At 59.5% G+C, this 17,006-nt stretch carries 8 protein-coding genes, 2 rRNA genes and 2 pseudogenes; 4 read left to right on the top strand and 8 right to left on the bottom strand.

The genetic code is table 11. The features are described 5' to 3' along the window. The first annotated feature begins 10 nt into the window (after positions 1-10). The gene (locus tag ACQVLG_RS05875; protein ID WP_474293376.1) at positions 11-1,603 is read left to right on the top strand and encodes an alkaline phosphatase D family protein; all 1,593 of its coding nucleotides are present in this window, start codon (positions 11-13) and stop codon (positions 1,601-1,603) included. Here the strand turns inward: ACQVLG_RS05875 and ACQVLG_RS05880 are convergent. After that, positions 1,600-2,466, bottom strand: a complete 867-nt coding sequence (locus tag ACQVLG_RS05880; protein WP_474293378.1) for a LytR/AlgR family response regulator transcription factor — start codon at positions 2,464-2,466, stop codon at positions 1,600-1,602. The genes ACQVLG_RS05875 and ACQVLG_RS05880 overlap by 4 nt on opposite strands. Before the next feature lie 157 nt (positions 2,467-2,623). On the opposite strand from ACQVLG_RS05880, the gene ACQVLG_RS05885 reads away from it, so the two are divergent. Beyond that, complete coding sequence (locus tag ACQVLG_RS05885) at positions 2,624-3,796, top strand: acyltransferase family protein (protein WP_474293380.1); 1,173 nt, start codon at positions 2,624-2,626, stop codon at positions 3,794-3,796. On the opposite strand, the gene ACQVLG_RS05890 is transcribed toward ACQVLG_RS05885, so the two are convergent. From ACQVLG_RS05890 to ACQVLG_RS05905, 4 genes and pseudogenes are all read right to left on the bottom strand, one after another. Beyond that, entirely contained in the window at positions 3,793-5,475 is a 1,683-nt protein-coding gene (locus tag ACQVLG_RS05890) for a long-chain-fatty-acid--CoA ligase (protein ID WP_474293382.1), read from the bottom strand. The two genes, ACQVLG_RS05885 and ACQVLG_RS05890, sit on opposite strands and share 4 nt — an antisense overlap. Before the next feature lie 54 nt (positions 5,476-5,529). Next, positions 5,530-7,212 carry a long-chain-fatty-acid--CoA ligase gene (locus ACQVLG_RS05895; RefSeq protein WP_474293384.1) on the bottom strand — a complete coding sequence of 561 codons (1,683 nt, stop codon included), beginning with the start codon at positions 7,210-7,212 and terminating at the stop codon, positions 5,530-5,532. A 276-nt stretch (positions 7,213-7,488) separates the two neighbouring features. Further along, positions 7,489-8,538 carry an aminopeptidase gene (locus ACQVLG_RS05900; RefSeq protein WP_474293386.1) on the bottom strand — a complete coding sequence of 350 codons (1,050 nt, stop codon included), beginning with the start codon at positions 8,536-8,538 and terminating at the stop codon, positions 7,489-7,491. 1 nt (position 8,539) lies between these two features. Next, positions 8,540-10,614, bottom strand: a pseudogene (locus tag ACQVLG_RS05905) (molybdopterin-containing oxidoreductase family protein). Positions 10,615-10,820: 206 nt separating this feature from the next. On the opposite strand from ACQVLG_RS05905, the gene ACQVLG_RS05910 reads away from it, so the two are divergent. Next, the gene (locus ACQVLG_RS05910; RefSeq protein WP_474293388.1) at positions 10,821-12,014 is read left to right on the top strand and encodes a M20 aminoacylase family protein; all 1,194 of its coding nucleotides are present in this window, start codon (positions 10,821-10,823) and stop codon (positions 12,012-12,014) included. A 1-nt stretch (position 12,015) separates the two neighbouring features. Here the strand turns inward: ACQVLG_RS05910 and ACQVLG_RS05915 are convergent. Then, positions 12,016-12,865: pseudogene (locus tag ACQVLG_RS05915) on the bottom strand (NAD(P)-dependent oxidoreductase). A gap of 142 nt (positions 12,866-13,007) precedes the next feature. On the opposite strand from ACQVLG_RS05915, the gene ACQVLG_RS05920 reads away from it, so the two are divergent. Then, positions 13,008-13,580: an acyloxyacyl hydrolase gene (locus ACQVLG_RS05920; protein WP_230539252.1), complete on the top strand. Its 573-nt coding sequence runs from the start codon at positions 13,008-13,010 to the stop codon at positions 13,578-13,580. Positions 13,581-13,820: 240 nt separating this feature from the next. Here the strand turns inward: ACQVLG_RS05920 and rrf are convergent. Together rrf and ACQVLG_RS05930 are read right to left on the bottom strand one after the other, a co-directional pair. Then, positions 13,821-13,933: ribosomal RNA gene (rrf, locus tag ACQVLG_RS05925) — 5S ribosomal RNA — on the bottom strand. A 140-nt stretch (positions 13,934-14,073) separates the two neighbouring features. Then, positions 14,074-16,964, bottom strand: a 23S ribosomal RNA gene (locus tag ACQVLG_RS05930). Positions 16,965-17,006: the final 42 nt, after the last annotated feature.

Genomic DNA, 17,006 nt, shown 5'->3' on the forward strand with positions numbered 1-17,006 from the left:
TTCAGACGGCATGGATAGCCAGCGCCGCATCTTCCTGCACAGCGCCGCCCGCATCGGTGCGCTGGCTGCCGCCGGCAGCGTGCTGTCCGGTTCCAGCGCCAGCGCCGCCACGCGCCTGAACGGCGCGGGCTACCCGTTTGCGCTCGGCGTCGCTTCCGGCTCGCCCCTGCCCGACGCCGTCGTGCTGTGGACGCGCATCTGCTACGACCCGCTGCGGGCTGCCGCCACGCCCGCCATCGCCTTGAACGTGCGCTGGGAAGTGGCCGAAGACGAAGCTTTCCGGCGCATCGCCGCCAAAGGGCAAGCGACGGCCACGCCCGCCCTCGCGCACAGCGTGCATGTCGACGCGGGCGGCCTGGCGCCCGGACGCTGGTACTGGTACCGCTTCATGCTGGGCGACGCCGTCAGCCCCGTGGGCCGTACGCGCACGGCGCCCGAGCCCGGCTCCATGCCTTCTTCGCTGAAACTGGCTGTCGCCTCATGCCAGCACTGGGAATTCGGCGCGTATGCGGCGCACCGGCACATCGCCGCGGCCGGCCCCGACCTGGTGGCCTTCCTTGGCGACTACATCTATGAGTGGGGGCCGTACCAGCTGCAGCACCCAAGCCGCGCCATGCGCACGCATGAAAGCTTCAGCCTGGACGAGTACCGCGCCCGCTATTCGCAATACAAGAGCGACCGGGACTTGCAGGGCGCGCACCTGGCCGCGCCGTGGATCGTCACCTGGGATGACCATGAAGTGGCCAACGATTACGGCAACGACCGCGACGAGTTGCTCACGCCCACCTTCTTGCAGCGCCGCGCGGCCGCCTACCAGGCGTTTTATGAGCACATGCCGCTGCGCCTGCTGCCCTTGGGACGGCGGGGCTTTGTCGACATGCGCATCTACCAGCGCTACGACTGGGGCCGCCTGGCGCGCTTCCACGTACTGGACGACCGGCAATACCGCGCCTACCACGCCTGCGCCAGGCCGGGCCGCGGCGGCTCCAATTCCGTCACCACGCGCAGCTGCCCCGACTTGCTCAAACCGAACCGCACCATGCTGGGCGAGGAACAGCAGCGCTGGCTGCAAACCGGTCTCGATGATTCTCCCGCGCGCTGGAACATCCTGGCCCAGCAAACCCTGATGGCGCAATCGAGCCAGGTGCCCATCCTGCGCCCCGGCGACGAGCGCGTCTGGACCGATGGCTGGGACGGTTACCCGATGGCGCGCCAGCACCTGCTTGACGCCTTGCGCAGCAGCAAGGCCAGCAACCCGCTGGTGCTGTCGGGCGACGTGCACACCTTTTATGCCACGGAACTGAGCCGCAACGCCATGCGCCCCACCGGCAAGGATAATCCCGTGCTGGCCACGGAGTTTTGCGGTACCTCAATCACCTCGAGTTCCCGCCCGCAGGCGCGCACGGAGCAGTACGTGGCGATGAATCCGCACATCCGCTACGGGCGCAGCGACAAGCGCGGCTATATGTTGATGGAAATCACGCCGGAGAAGACCACGACCCTGTTCCAGGGCCTGGAGAACGTGCGCGACAGCGCATCGACCATCGCGACACTGGCCAGTTTCACCGTTCAGGATGGCAAGGCTGGCGTGCAGCGCGTCTAGCCTATGCTTTTCAAGGCCTCGCGGTAGCGCCGGCTGACGGGCACTTCGCCCCCAGTGGAAAGTACCGCGCGCGCATCGCCCGATTCCAGCGGCACGATGGCTTGTACGAAATCAAGATTGACGATATAGCTGCGGTGCACGCGCAGGAAGCGCTTGCTATCCAGGCGGCGCTCGATGGCCGCCATGGTCGAGCGCAACGGATAATCATGGCCGCGCACGTGCAAATTCACATAATTGCCCCAGGCCTGTATCCACTCGATATCGGCGGCGGGCAACAGGAAATCCTTGCCCAGCTTGCGCACTAGGAAGCGTTCCGGCTGCTGCACCGGTTCCACGGCCAGTCCCTCGTCGGGTTCGCCCAGCAGGGTCGCCTCGCCTTGCCAGCGCATCAGCAGCAACTGGTAAAAGCCCGTGAACAATAAAATGGAGAAGTAAGTGCGCACATCCTTGACATATTCATAAGGTAATTCGCGCCACCAGTTACCGAAATCGTAATCGCTGCCGGCGCTCCAGTACGCCAGTTTGCGCAAGGCCACCATGGCCAGCACATGCACGAGGCTGTAGACCAGCGACGCGATCAGGTGCCAGCGCAGGTTCTGGCGCTGGAAAACCAGGTGCAAGGGCCGAAGCTGGTTAGCCAGGATCACCACCGGCACCAGCGCCAGCAACACCAGGTTGCTGCTCCACTCCCACACGGCCACTTCCCAGAACGGTGTCGCGAGCCCGGCGCGTTGGCGGTCCGTCCAGCTGATCCAGCAGTTGAGCGACGTTTGTAGCAGATACAGGACGATCCAGAAAGCTGGCTCGGCGAACTGGCGCCAGCGTTGATATCGTTGCAACAAATCGGTGGAAGACAGGCGCATGGTGTCGGATGGCAAATTAGTTGCATGATTGTAAGGTCCCAAAGCCGTCCCAGTGTCACCGCTCGTCACAAACAGCCCGCAATTGATCACTTTTCGCTGGATCGCCCCGTGTGGCCTGCCTATGCTGGGCTCTTCCTTCACCAGCGGACCCGCGACCATGACCACTGATTCTCGCCGTTACGATATCGATGCCTTGCGCTTTCTTGTCTTCAGCCTGCTGATCGTCTACCACACGGCCATGCTGTACCTGGACGGTGCCGCCTTCCACATGAAGAGCAGCTACTTGACGGAAACATTGAACTTTCCCATGGTCTTTATCAACCGGTGGCGCATGGAAATCGTGTTCCTCATTTCCGGCGTGTCGTGCGCCATGATGGCGCATACCTCCCGCGGCGCCTTCCTGTGGCGCCGGATCAAGCGCCTGTTGCTGCCCCTGCTGTTTGGCGTGCTGGTGGTGATTCCCGTGCAGCCGTATTGCGAGGGCGTCAGCAACGGCCTGGTCGAGCCTGGCTATGGAGCATTTCTGCTGCACTACTTTGGCGGCTACGCCTGGCCGGCCGGCGCATTTACGGGCTGGAAAACCAGTTTTACCTGGAACCATCTGTGGTATCTGGTGTATCTGCTGCTGTACACCATCGTGCTGGTGGCGCTGCAGCCGCTGCTGGCCAAGGCCAGGCCGCTGTTGACGGGGCTGCGCGGCTGGCGCCTGTTGATCCTGCCCGCCCTGCCCGCGCTGGCGGCAACGGCTTTCCTGAAACTGCGCTATCCGGAAACCCATGCGCTGGTGAAAGACTGGTACGCGCACGCCATCTATTTCACCATGTATCTGTATGGCTGGTGGCTGGGCAATGACAAGCGAGTGTGGCAGGAACTGGCGCGCTTGCGCTGGCATGCGCTGCTGCTGGCGCCCTGCACGTTTGCCGTGTATCTGGGCTTTGATCTCGTGTATTCGGAAAACCTGCTGACCTGGGCCTCAGCCGGCTCCTGGCCCATGCGCAACCTGTACATGTGGCTGGCCATCTGCGCCATCCTGGGCTGGTCGCACACCTTGCTGAATAAACCGTTTGCCTGGCTGCCATGGGCGCGCCAGGCCGTCTTTCCCTGGTACATACTGCACCAGAGCGCCATCGTGCTGCTGGCCTACTGGCTGGTGCCGTTAAAGCTGGGCCCCGTGCTGGAACCACTGCTGATACTGGCAGGCACGGTGGCGACTTGCTGGCTGGGAACGTCGCTGCTGATCAGCAAAGTGAACTGGCTGCGCCCCTGCTTCGGCTTGCCCGCCCAGCCACGGCAAGCCGTGGTGGCAGACACAGCCTTGGCGGCAAGTTAAGCCGCTTTCTTTTCGTCGCGCAATTGACGGCGCAAGATCTTGCCGACGTTGGTTTTTGGCAATTCATCGCGGAACTCGATGTATTTCGGCTTCTTGTACGCCGTCAATTCATGCTTGCAATGCTCGCGGATCTGTTCCACCGTCAGGTTCGGGTCCTTGCGCACGACAAACACTTTCACGGCTTCGCCCGAATTGGCATCCGGCACGCCGATGCAGGCACATTCGAGCACGCCCGGGCAGGAAGCGACCACGTCTTCCACCTCGTTCGGATACACATTGAAGCCGGAGACGATGATCATGTCTTTCTTGCGGTCGACAATCTTCACATAGCCGCGCTCGTCCATGACGCCCACGTCGCCCGTCTTGAAGTAGCCGTCGGCCGTCATCGACTTGGCCGTCTCGTCCGGACGCTGCCAATATCCGGCCATCACTTGCGGGCCGCGCACGGCGATTTCACCCGGCTCGCCCAGCGCCACTTCCACGCCGTCGTCGTTGAGAATCGCCACTTCCGTCGACGGGAAAGGCAAGCCGATGGTGCCCGTGAATTCCGTGATATCGACGCGGTTGCCCGTCACCACGGGTGATGTTTCCGACATGCCATAACCTTCGATCAGCGGGCAGCCCGTCAGTTTCAGCCAGCGTTCGGCCACGCTGCGCTGCAGGGCCATGCCGCCGCCATTGCACACTTTGTAGCTGGAAAAATCGAGCTTGGCGAAATCGGCATTATTCAGCAGCGCGTTGTACAAGGTATTGACGGCAGGGAAGACAACGATCTTGTGCTTGCTCAATTCCTTGACGAAGCCGGGGATGTCGCGCGGATTCGGAATCAACACGCACATGCCGCCCAGACGCATGCCCATCAGGGCGCTGACCGTCAGCGAATAGATGTGATACAGGGGCAAGGCGCACATGAAGCCCATCGACGTGGCGCGCATTTCCTTGGTCATCACGGGCGCCATCCACGCCTCGTTCTGCAGCACGTTGGCGATCACATTGCGGTGCAACAACATCGCGCCTTTCGACACGCCCGTCGTGCCGCCCGTGTATTGCAGGAAGACGATATCGTCATGGCCCTGCTCTACCGGCGTCAAGGTCAGGCGGGAACCCTCGGCCAGCACCTTGTTGAAGCTGATGGCGTTCGGCAAGGAAAACGCGGGCACCATTTTCTTGATCTTGCGCACGACGAAGTTGACGATCGTGCCTTTCAGTCCGCCCAGCAAGTCGCCCATGGTGGCCACGATCACGTGCTTGACCTGGGTGTGCGGCAGCACCTGTTCGACCGTGGTGGCAAAGTTTTCCAGCACGATGATGGCTTCGCTGCCCGAATCGATCAGCTGGTGCTGCAATTCGCGCGGCGTGTACAGCGGATTGACGTTGACCACCGTGTAGCCGGCGCGCAGGATCGCCGCCATGGCCACCGGATACTGCAGCACGTTGGGCAGCATGATCGCCACGCGCGCGCCCCGTTGCAGGCCCTTGCTTTGCAGCCAGGCGCCCATCTGCTGCGACAACTTGTCCAGTTCGCGGTAGGTGAGGAATTTATCCATGCACACGAAGGCATTGCGGTCCGCATAATTCTGGAACGACTCTTCCAACAAATGCGTTACGGAACGGTATTGCGTGCAATCAATCTCTGCGGGAACGCCGTCCGGGTACGACTTCAACCAAATCTTGTCCATCTCGCCTCATCTTTATCTGTAAAAGGGATGCGCCCCCTGGCGCATCCACATTGTTTATGCTGCTATCTTTTTCTCGTCGCGCAAGGCGCGACGCAAAATCTTGCCGACGTTGGTCTTCGGCAGTTCATCGCGGAATTCGATGTATTTCGGCCGCTTGTAGCCCGTGAACTGCTCCTTGCAATACGCCGCCAGCACTTCCTGGGTCAGGTTCGGATCCTTGCGCACGACAAACACTTTCACGGCCTCGCCCGAATGTTCATCGGGCACGCCCACGCAGGCGCACTCGAGCACGCCCGGATGGGCCGCGATGACGGCTTCGACTTCGTTCGGATACACATTGAAGCCGGAGACGAGGATCATGTCTTTCTTGCGGTCCACGATCTTCACGTAGCCGCGCTCGTCCATGATGCCCACGTCGCCCGATTTGAAGTAGCCGTCCGGCGTCATGACCTTGGCCGTTTCATCGGGACGGTTCCAGTAGCCGCTCATCACTTGCGGGCCACGGATGGCGATCTCGCCCGTCTGTCCCAGCGCTACTTCCTTGCCATCATCGTCGAGGATGGCGATCTCGGTCGACGGAATCGGCAAGCCGATGGTGCCGGAGAACGCCGTGCTGTCGGCGCGGTTGCAGGTGGCGACGGGCGACGTTTCCGACAAGCCATAACCTTCGATGATGGACACACCCGTCACCTGCAGCCACTTGTCGTTGACAGCTTGCTGCACCGCCATGCCGCCGCCATTGGCGATCTTCAAGCCCGAGAAATCGAGCTTGGCGAAGTCGGGATGATTGACCAGCGCGTTATACAGCGTATTGACCGCCGGCAACAAATTGAACTTGTATTTGCCCAGTTCCTTGATCAGGCCTGGGATATCGCGCGGATTCGGGATCAGGATATTCAGGGCGCCCACGCGCGTGCCCCACATGGCGCACGCCGTCAGGGCAAAGATATGGTACAGCGGCAAAGCGCAGACGATGATCATCTGTTCCTTGCTGTTCTGGTCGAGCGCCGCGCCCGACCACGCTTCGCTTTGCAGCACATTGGCGATCACATTGCGGTGGCTCAAGGTCGCGCCTTTCGACACGCCCGTGGTGCCGCCCGTGTATTGCAAGAAAGCGGGGTCGTTGATGCTCAGCTCGACTGGCGTGAGTTTCATGCGGCTGCCCAGCGCCAGCGCCTGCTTGAAACGCATGGCGTTCGGCAGGGAATACGCGGGCACCATCTTCTTGACGTTACGCACGACAAAATTGACGATCATGCCCTTCAAACCGCCCAGCATCTCGCCCATGCTGGCGACGACGATGTGCTTGACGGCCGTCCTGCTCAGCACTTGCTCGAGCGTATGGGCAAAGTTTTCCAGCACGATGATGGCTTCGCTGCCCGAATCGTTGAGTTGATGCTCGAGTTCGCGCGGCGTATAGAGAGGATTGACGTTGACCACCGTGTAGCCGGCGCGCAGGACGGCAGCGATCGCCACCGGATACTGCAGCACGTTCGGCATCATCAGGGCGACACGCGCGCCCTTCTTCAGGCCGCGGCTTTGCAGCCAGGCGCCCAGCTGGCGCGAATAGGTATCGAGTTCGGCGTAGGTGAGAAATTTGTCCATGCAGACATAGGCCTTGCGGTCCGCATATTTTTGAAACGCCTCTTCCAGCACATGCACCAGCGAACGATATTGATCAGGATCGATGTCGGCGGGGACGCCGGGAGGGTACGACTTCAGCCAAATTTTTTCCATCCTGTGCCTCTTGTCTCGAATCATCGTGGGGGAGCCGGCGCACCTTGCCGGCGCGGATCATTGCTGCGGATTCTGTCGTCCGGCAGTCGGTTTGAGCATTCTGACGAGCAATTGCTCTATGCTACTAATGCGATGCTATCGGGCGCCGCGCTTCCATGCAAGCGCTTTCAACAGTATTCGAGCGGCAACTCTAGGGGTATTTTATGCTGCAATGCAGCATGACAAATACACTGTTGCAGGATCGCTTGCCCTGCCGTGCGGGACAAACTTTACGGGTCACGGGCTGGACAATTGTTCCAGCGCCTGCCTGCGCTCAGGCTTCTTGATCTGGGACATTGTGTGCACTGCAGCATAAAAAGCACGAAAGTTCTTTTTTTCTTCCAGCAATTTTTTGAAGGCAGGCAAAAATTCATTGTAGGTAGACACGGAAGCCAGGTGCGCATTGCTCAAGGGCTGCTCGAACCAGCGGTCGTAACCGGCAAAACCACCCCAGTTTTTCTTCAGCACCTGATACCCGTCTTGCAATGCCGCAAACACCTGCGCCTTGCGCGCGCGCTTGTCCGCATCGCTGGCGTCGCTTGCATACACGGCTTCCAGTTTCTCCCGATATGTCAGCAGCAAGGCCAGGAAATCCTGGCGCCGCGCCGCATACTGGGCGTACGACGCGCGCATGGCGTCATTGCCCTCGCGCGCCAGCCAGCGCTGCACGCCCGCCTCTTCCACGGCGCTGGCAAACGATTCGTTGAAGGCCGAATCGCCGGGCACGTACACCACCTGGTGCGCCAGTTCATGGAAGATCAGGCGCGCCAATTCCGCATCGTTGTAATTGATAAAGGTCGACAGCAGCGGGTCGTCGAACCAGCCCAGCGTGGAATACGCGGGCACGCCGCCCACCTGCACGTCGTAATGCTGGGCGCGCAACTCGTCGGCATACGCGAGCGCCTCTTCCTTGCTGTAATAGCCGCGGTAACTGACGCAGCCGGCGATGGGGAAACACCATTGCAGCGGCTGCAGCGACAGTTCCGGCGTGGCCACCACGTTCCACAGCACGAACGGGCGCCGCAGGGCCGCATAGTTCTTGTAGCTGCCATTGTCGGGCAAGTCCAGCTCGCTGACGGCAAAGCGGCGGATTTGCTGCGCCTTGGCCAGGCGCACTTTCAGGCGCGGTTCCGTGGCCGGGTCATCGAGCCAGTCGCCGATGGGACGCGCGCCGGACCACAGCGCATATTGCCCCTGCGCCGCCTGCGTGTAGTAGCGCAGCTGCGTGCAGCCGCCCAGCAGCAGGCACAGCATGCCGACAAGCAGCCGGGCCGGCCAGCGCGCCATGTCAGGCCACCTTTTCCACTTCGACCAGCGTGTCGTAGAAGGTGGGGGCACGGCCCATGTCCGTCAGGCGCTGGCTGGTCACTTCATTGGCGTTCTTGCCGTCGCTGGCGAGCTTTTTCCACCACACGGACAAGCCCACCACCAGGCCTCGTCTCGCCTTGTCCGTGACCCTGGCCTTGGCCACAAAACTGCCGCGGTCATTGAAGATGCGCACCATGTCGCCGGCCGCGATGCCGCGCGCGGCGCTGTCATCCGGGTGGATATCGAGGTGCGGCTCGCCTTCGGCCGCGCGCAGGCTTTTCACGTTCACAAAGGTGGAATTGAGGAAGTTGCGCGCCGGCGGCGAAATCATGGCCAGCGGGAAACGCGCCGCCAGTGCGGATTGCTGGCTGGCGATTCGTGCGGCGCAATGTAGGTCGGCAAGGGATCGAGTCCCGCCTGCGCCATGGATTCCGAATACAACTCGCACTTGCCCGATGGCGTGGGGAAACCGCCCGCGGCAAATGGCGCCTCGGGCATGGCCAGCTTTTGCCAGCCCGTGCGTTTCAGCGATTCCCAGTCGAAATGCACGGCGCGCGCATCCGTGTTGTCGAACGCCTTGGCCGCCAGCGCATCGTCGCTTTCCTGGAAGCATGGATCATCAAAGCCCATGTATCGGGCCAGCAGGCGGAAGATTTCCGTATTCGCCTTCGCTTCGCCCAGCGGCGCCACGGCCGCATTGTTCGCCATCATGTACAGATGGCCGTAGGTGGAATGCGCATCGACGTGTTCCAGTTGCGTGGTGGCGGGCAACACGATGTCGGCGTAATCGACGGTATCGGTCTGGAAATGTTCGAGCACGACCGTAAACAGGTCTTCGCGGGCGAAACCCTGCGCCACTTTCGCGGAATCGGGCGCCACCGCCAGCGGATTCGAGTTGTAGACGATCACGGCTTCCACTTGCGGGCCGAACTCGGGCGAGCTGGTTTTCAGCAAGTCGTCGCCGATGGTGCTCATGTTGATGATGCGCGGCGTGCCTTTCAATAAGTCGGGACGCTGCAGGGCCTTGCGGTTGACGGGGAAGGAACCCGAGCTCGACAGCTGCATGCCGCCGGCAGGATGGCGCCAGGCGCCCGTCAGCGCCGGCAGGCAGGCGATGTTGCGCACGGCCATGCCGCCGCCATGCACGCGCTGCACGCCGTAGTTGGTACGGATGGCGGCGCCTTCGCCGGAGCGGCAGGCCTGGCCGTACAGGCGCGCCAGTTCCACCACTTCCGTGATCGTGATGCCGCACACCTCGGCCACGCGCTCAGGCGGCCATTCCAGGGCCCGCTGTTTCAAGGCCTCGTAACCAACAGTGTAGCGCTCGATGTAATCATGATCGAGCAAATCTTCCACAATCAAGACATGCATCAAGCCCAGCGCCAGGGCGGCGTCGGTGCCCGGCAGCAAGGCGATATGCTGGTGGCATTTTTCGGCCGTCAGCGAACGATAGGGGTCGATGGCGATCAGGGTGGCGCCATGGCGCTTGGCTTCCTGCGCGCGCATCCAGAAGTGCAGGTTCGAGGCGATGGGGTTGCCGCCCCAGATGATGATCAATTTCGCGTTCTGGAACTGCTCCAGGTCCGTGCCGATGCTGGCGCCCACCGTATAGCGGTAGCCCGTGGCGCCGGCTGACGCGCAGATGGTGCGGTCCAGCAGGGAAGCGCCGAGCTGGTTGAAGAAACGTGAGGACATCGACTCGCCCTGCACCAGGCCCATGGTGCCACAGTAGCTGTACGGCAAGATCGCCTGCGGATCGCGCGCGGCGATCGGTTTCAAGCGGGCGGCGATGGTTTGTAATGCTTCGTCCCAGCTGATGGGCTCGAACTTGCCTTCCCCCTTCTTGCCCACGCGGCGCAGCGGCGTCAGCAAGCGGTCCGCATGGTAGGTGCGCTCCGTAAAGCGCGACACCTTCGTGCACAGCACGCCAGCCGTGGTCGGGTGGTCGGGATCACCCTTGACGGCGGTGGCCACGCCATCGGTCACCGTGACCAGGAGGGCGCAGGTATCGGGACAGTCGAGCGGGCAGGCGGCGCGCACTTGGGTGGTGGTCATGGGGCAATCCAAAAACGTTGGGGGAAGGCGATACTGTAAACCATTCCGCGCGCTTGCTGTTGGCGCCATGGCAAGCTGGTCCGTGCGCTGGATTTACCCGGCAAACAAGGGCTACAATGCATTATTAGCCGCGCCTGTTTTTGATCAAACAGCCGCGGTCCGGCGCGCCATACATTGCTGCGTGCCAGCATCCACAGGAGAGTCCCATGAAACTAGTTGATCCGATCTTGGCGTTTCAATCCGAGCTGCAAGGTATCCGCCGCGACCTGCATGCGCACCCCGAACTGTGCTACGAAGAACAGCGCACTTCGGACGTGGTCGCCGCCAAACTGACGGAATGGGGCATTCCCGTGGTACGCGGCCTGGGCCGCACCGGCGTGGTCGGCATCATCCAGCATGGCAGCTCCAAGCGTGCCATCGGCCTGCGCGCCGATATGGATGCCTTGCCCATGCAGGAAATGAATACTTTCGAGCATGCCTCGCGCCACCCGGGCAAGATGCACGCCTGCGGCCACGACGGCCACACGGCGATGCTGCTGGGCGCGGCCCATTACCTGGCGCAGCACCGCAACTTCGATGGCACGGTCTACCTGGTCTTCCAGCCGGCCGAAGAAGGTGGCGCCGGCGCGCGCGAAATGATAGCAGACGGCTTGTTTAAAAAGTTTCCCATGGACGCCATCTACGGCATGCACAACTGGCCAGGCGCGGAAACCGGCACGCTGAGCGTGGTGGAAGGGCCGATGATGGCGTCGAGCAATGAATTCCACGTCACCGTCAAAGGCAAGGGCGCGCATGCGGCCCAGCCCCACAAGGGCATCGACCCCGTGATGGTGGCCGTGCAGATCGCGCAAAGCTGGCAAACCGTCATTACGCGCAACAAGAGTCCGCTCGACACGGCCGTGCTGTCGATCACGCAAATCCATGCGGGCAGCGCCACCAATGTGATTCCCGACGATGCCAGCCTGGTCGGGACCGTGCGCACCTTCACCACGCCCGTGCTGGACCTGATCGAAGAGCGCATGCGCGACATCGCCGTGCACACGGCCGCCGCCTTTGGCGCCGAAGTCGAGTTCCACTTCAAGCGCAACTATCCGCCACTGGTCAACCATGCGAAGGAAACGGCGTTTGCCGTCGACGTGATGAAAAGCGTGGTGGGGGCCGACAAGGTCAACGCGAATGTCGAGCCGACCATGGGCGCGGAAGATTTCGCGTTTTTCTTGCAGGAAAAAGCCGGCTGCTACATCTTCATCGGCAATGGCGATGGCGAGCACCGCGATGGCGGCCACGGCCTGGGGCCGTGCGTCTTGCACAATGGCAGCTACGACTTCAACGACAACCTGCTGCCCATCGGCGCCAGTTTCTGGGTCAAGCTGGCCGAAGCGAGCCTGCCCGTCGCTTGATTCAGCTCAACTTATCCGGACCGGTGCCCAGGCGCTGGCCCGGATTCAACGCTTCCAGGGCCAGCAAGGCCGCCGCATGGTCAGCCGTCGGGTACATTTCGGCAAGGGTTTCATAGCGCTGCGTCACCAGTTGCGTCACCGGCAAGGTGACGTGGGCCGCCTCGGCCGCCGCGAGGATATTGTGCATATCCTTGATCTGGCTTTTCACCTGCCCGCCCGCAACAAAATTGCGCTCCAGCATGCGCTGGCCATGCACCTCCAGAATCTTGCTCTCGGCAAAACCGCCACGGATAGCCGTGCGCACGGCAGCCGCATCGGCGCCGGCCGCCTGGGCCAACAGCAGGGCTTCCGCCACGATATTCAGGGTCGCGCCGACGATCAGCTGATTGCACAGCTTGGCAACCTGGCCCACTACCGGGTGGCCCCACCAGGGTCGGTCGCCCCATGGCCGCCAGGATAGTTTCCACGCGCGCGTAATCGCCGGCGCTGGCGCCAGCCATGATCGCCAGCGTACCCGCCTGTGCCCCGCCGACGCCACCCGACACGGGCGCATCGATGAAGCCATGGCCGGCGGCGTGCAAAGTGGCATGAAATTGCCGGGCTTCCGATTGCTTGGTGGAACTCATATCGACCCACAACGCTCCTGCGCGCAAGGCCGGCAACGCTTCCTGCAGCACCGTTGCTACGACGGGGCCGGCTTCCAGCATCGAGATGACCACATCTGCGCCATTGACCGCCTCAGCCACGGAAACGGCCGCCTGCGCCCCTGCCGCACGCAGGACTTGGGCCTTGCTGTGCGTGCGATTCCAAATTGTGACAGAATATCCAGCGCGTAGCAGGCAGCGGACCATCGGATCCCCCATCAGACCGATACCGAGAAATGCGATTTTTGTAGAGAATGTCAATTAACCCCTGAAATCAACAAGTGGCGAGAGCGGCATGCAAAAAAGCTGCCTGCGCAGACAAGACAATAGCCTATCGGCCAATTTTACGATGAAAGCCTCTATGTTCTTCAAGAAGAATCTCCTCAAATCCATCGCCGCCGTTGCCGCGCTGATGGCAGCCAATGCCGGCTTTGCCGCCGACGACAAACTGATCGACTCCGTCTACGGCGAATATGCCAAGGGCGTGAAGGTACAAATGGTACGCGCCGGCGTCACCTCGAACTGGGACAAGGCCTGGTTTGTATCGAATGGCACGCAGCTGAGCGGTTACTGGGATGCCAGCATCGGCGGCTGGGATGGCAAGAGCTATCGCAATGTCCCTGGTCAGCATCAAAAGCTGTGGGACCTGGGCTTTACTCCCGTCTTCCGCTTTGAAAACACGAACAAGCTGGGCTTCTATGCAGAAGGCGGCATTGGCGTACACATGCTGTCCAAGCTGTACGATAACGACGATAACCGCCTGTCGACCCACTTCCAGTTCGGCGACCATATCGGCGTCGGCTATATCTTCAATAACAAATGGGAAGTTGCTGCGAAGATCCAGCATTTCTCGAATGGCGGCTACAAGAAACCAAATAGCGGCGTCAATTACATGAACGTCAAAGTCGCTTATCACTTTTAATGGGTTTAATAAATGACAAAGGCAGCGCATAGCGCTGCCTTTTTTTCGTCGGCTGAACAGCCGGGGTCATCAGACCCTCCATGCCGCAAACTCAGGGGCTTGCGCTGTCGCCCATGGGGGTCTGACCCCAGCTTTCGCTTGGGGCGAACGCTCAAACCGCCAGACGAAAAAAAACCCGACCATTGCTGATCGGGTTTTTCTCTAGGTGGAACAGCCGGGGGCTGTTTCACCAAATAACAAGCCTGACGATAACCTACTTTCACACTGGTTGCAGCACTATCATCGGCGCAAAGTTGTTTCACGGTCCTGTTCGGGATGGGAAGGGGTGGGACCAACTTGCTATGGTCATCAGGCATAACTTGTACCGGCATTTGTCCTCAGTGGAGCGACAAGGCCATGAATCTGGAAGAAGCAAAGATTAAGGGTAATGAATTGGTGTATCAACACACACGCAACGTTGTACCGTCTTATCCTCTGTACCTGCTAAGGTTATAGGGACAAGCCGTACGGGCAATTAGTACTGGTTAGCTTAATGCATTACTGCACTTCCACACCCAGCCTATCAACGTCCTGGTCTCGAACGACCCTTCAAAGAGCTCAAGGCTCTGGGAAATCTCATCTCAAGGCAAGTTTCCCGCTTAGATGCTTTCAGCGGTTATCTCTTCCGAACTTAGCTACCCGGCAATGCCACTGGCGTGACAACCGGTACACCAGAGGTTCGTCCACTCCGGTCCTCTCGTACTAGGAGCAGCCCCCTTCAAATTTCCAACGCCCACGGCAGATAGGGACCAAACTGTCTCACGACGTTTTAAACCCAGCTCACGTACCACTTTAAATGGAAACAGCCATACCCTTGGGACCGGCTACAGCCCCAGGATGTGATGAGCCGACATCGAGGTGCCAAACTCCCCCGTCGATATGAACTCTTGGGAGGAATCAGCCTGTTATCCCCAGAGTACCTTTTATCCGTTGAGCGATGGCCCTTCCATACAGAACCACCGGATCACTATGTCCTACTTTCGTACCTGCTCGACTTGTCAGTCTCGCAGTTAAGCACGCTTATGCCATTGCACTATCAACACGATGTCCGACCGTATCTAGCGTACCTTCGAACTCCTCCGTTACACTTTAGGAGGAGACCGCCCCAGTCAAACTGCCTACCATGCACTGTCCCCGATCCGGATAACGGACCAAGGTTAGAACCTCAAACAAACCAGGGTGGTATTTCAAGGTTGGCTCCACGAGAACTAGCGTCCCCGCTTCAAAGCCTCCCACCTATCCTACACAGATTGGTTCAAAGTCCAATGCAAAGCTACAGTAAAGGTTCATGGGGTCTTTCCGTCTAGCCGCGGGTAGATTGCATCATCACAAACATTTCAACTTCGCTGAGTCTCGGGAGGAGACAGTGTGGCCATCGTTACGCCATTCGTGCAGGTCGGAACTTACCCGACAAGGAATTTCGCTACCTTAGGACCGTTATAGTTACGGCCGCCGTTTACTGGGACTTCAATCAAGAGCTTGCACCCCATCATTTAATCTTCCAGCACCGGGCAGGCGTCACACCCTATACGTCCACTTTCGTGTTTGCAGAGTGCTGTGTTTTTATTAAACAGTCGCAGCCACCAGTTTATTGCAACCCTTTCACCCTCATGGAGTAAACCAATCAAGCTACCGGGGCGTACCTTTTCCCGAAGTTACGGTACCAATTTGCCGAGTTCCTTCTCCCGAGTTCTCTCAAGCGCCTTAGAATACTCATCTCGCCCACCTGTGTCGGTTTGCGGTACGGTCTCGTATGACTGAAGCTTAGAGGCTTTTCTTGGAACCACTTCCGATTGCTTCGTGAGAACAAGTTCACTCGTCCCATCCCCTTGAATTCCGCGCCCGGATTTGCCTAAGCGCCTTCTATGAGACAGAAACCAACTATTCCAACAGTTGGACAACCTTCCGCGATCCGTCCCCCCATCGCATCATACGACGGTGCAGGAATATTAACCTGCTTCCCATCAGCTACGCATCTCTGCCTCGCCTTAGGGGCCGACTCACCCTGCTCCGATGAACGTTGAACAGGAAACCTTGGGCTTACGGCGTGGAGGCTTTTCACCCCCATTATCGCTACTCATGTCAGCATTCGCACTTCTGATACCTCCAGCATCCTTTACAAGACACCTTCGCAGGCTTACAGAACGCTCTCCTACCATATATATCTGTGATAAATCACAGAACAATATCCGCAGCTTCGGTGACTGGCTTAGCCCCGTTACATCTTCCGCGCAGGACGACTCGATCAGTGAGCTATTACGCTTTCTTTAAATGATGGCTGCTTCTAAGCCAACATCCTGACTGTTTTAGCCTTCCCACTTCGTTTTCCACTTAGCCAATCTTTGGGACCTTAGCTGGCGGTCTGGGTTGTTTCCCTCTTGACGCCGGACGTTAGCACCCGACGTCTGTCTCCCAAGCTCGCACTCATCGGTATTCGGAGTTTGCAATGGTTTGGTAAGTCGCAATGACCCCCTAGCCATAACAGTGCTCTACCCCCGATGGTGATACTTGAGGCACTACCTAAATAGTTTTCGGAGAGAACCAGCTATTTCCAAGTTTGTTTAGCCTTTCACCCCTACCCACAGCTCATCCCCTAATTTTTCAACATTAGTGGGTTCGGACCTCCAGGGCGTGTTACCGCACCTTCATCCTGGCCATGAGTAGATCACTTGGTTTCGGGTCTACACCCAGCGACTGATCGCCCTATTCGGACTCGATTTCTCTACGGCTTCCCTATTCGGTTAACCTTGCCACTGAATGTAAGTCGCTGACCCATTATACAAAAGGTACGCAGTCACGGAACAAGTCCGCTCCTACTGTTTGTATGCACACGGTTTCAGGATCTATTTCACTCCCCTTCCGGGGTTCTTTTCGCCTTTCCCTCACGGTACTGGTTCACTATCGGTCGATTACGAGTATTTAGCCTTGGAGGATGGTCCCCCCATATTCAGACAGGATGTCACGTGTCCCGCCCTACTTGTCGTACGCTTAGTACCACCGGTCCGATTTCACATACGGGGCTATCACCCACTATGGCTCCTATTTCCAGAGGATTCTGTTATCGGTCCGACTATCACGTACAGGCTCTTCCCATTTCGCTCGCCGCTACTTTGGGAATCTCGGTTGATTTCTTTTCCTGCAGCTACTTAGATGTTTCAGTTCGCCGCGTTCGCCTTGCATACCTATGTATTCAGTATGCAATACCCTAAAAGGGTGGGTTGCCCCATTCGGAAATCTGCGGATCAAAGTGTGTTTGCTCACTCCCCGCAGCTTATCGCAAGCTACTACGTCCTTCATCGCCTGTAATCGCCAAGGCATCCACCATGTGCACTTATTCGCTTGTCCCTATAACGTTAGCCTCTCAACATTTACATGATGAAAGAGCGC

It is taken from the genome of Janthinobacterium sp. TPC_1 (assembly GCF_056037845.1).

What these genes read in the sequence shown, in the direction of transcription:
- ACQVLG_RS05875 (WP_474293376.1), top strand. Translation starts at nt 11, where the DNA reads ATGGATAGCCAGCGCCGCATCTTCCTGCACAGCGCCGCCCGCATCGGT.
- ACQVLG_RS05880 (WP_474293378.1), bottom strand. Translation starts at nt 2,466, where the DNA reads ATGCGCCTGTCTTCCACCGATTTGTTGCAACGATATCAACGCTGGCGC.
- ACQVLG_RS05885 (WP_474293380.1), top strand. Translation starts at nt 2,624, where the DNA reads ATGACCACTGATTCTCGCCGTTACGATATCGATGCCTTGCGCTTTCTT.
- ACQVLG_RS05890 (WP_474293382.1), bottom strand. Translation starts at nt 5,475, where the DNA reads ATGGACAAGATTTGGTTGAAGTCGTACCCGGACGGCGTTCCCGCAGAG.
- ACQVLG_RS05895 (WP_474293384.1), bottom strand. Translation starts at nt 7,212, where the DNA reads ATGGAAAAAATTTGGCTGAAGTCGTACCCTCCCGGCGTCCCCGCCGAC.
- ACQVLG_RS05900 (WP_474293386.1), bottom strand. Translation starts at nt 8,538, where the DNA reads ATGGCGCGCTGGCCGGCCCGGCTGCTTGTCGGCATGCTGTGCCTGCTG.
- ACQVLG_RS05910 (WP_474293388.1), top strand. Translation starts at nt 10,821, where the DNA reads ATGAAACTAGTTGATCCGATCTTGGCGTTTCAATCCGAGCTGCAAGGT.
- ACQVLG_RS05920 (WP_230539252.1), top strand. Translation starts at nt 13,008, where the DNA reads ATGAAAGCCTCTATGTTCTTCAAGAAGAATCTCCTCAAATCCATCGCC.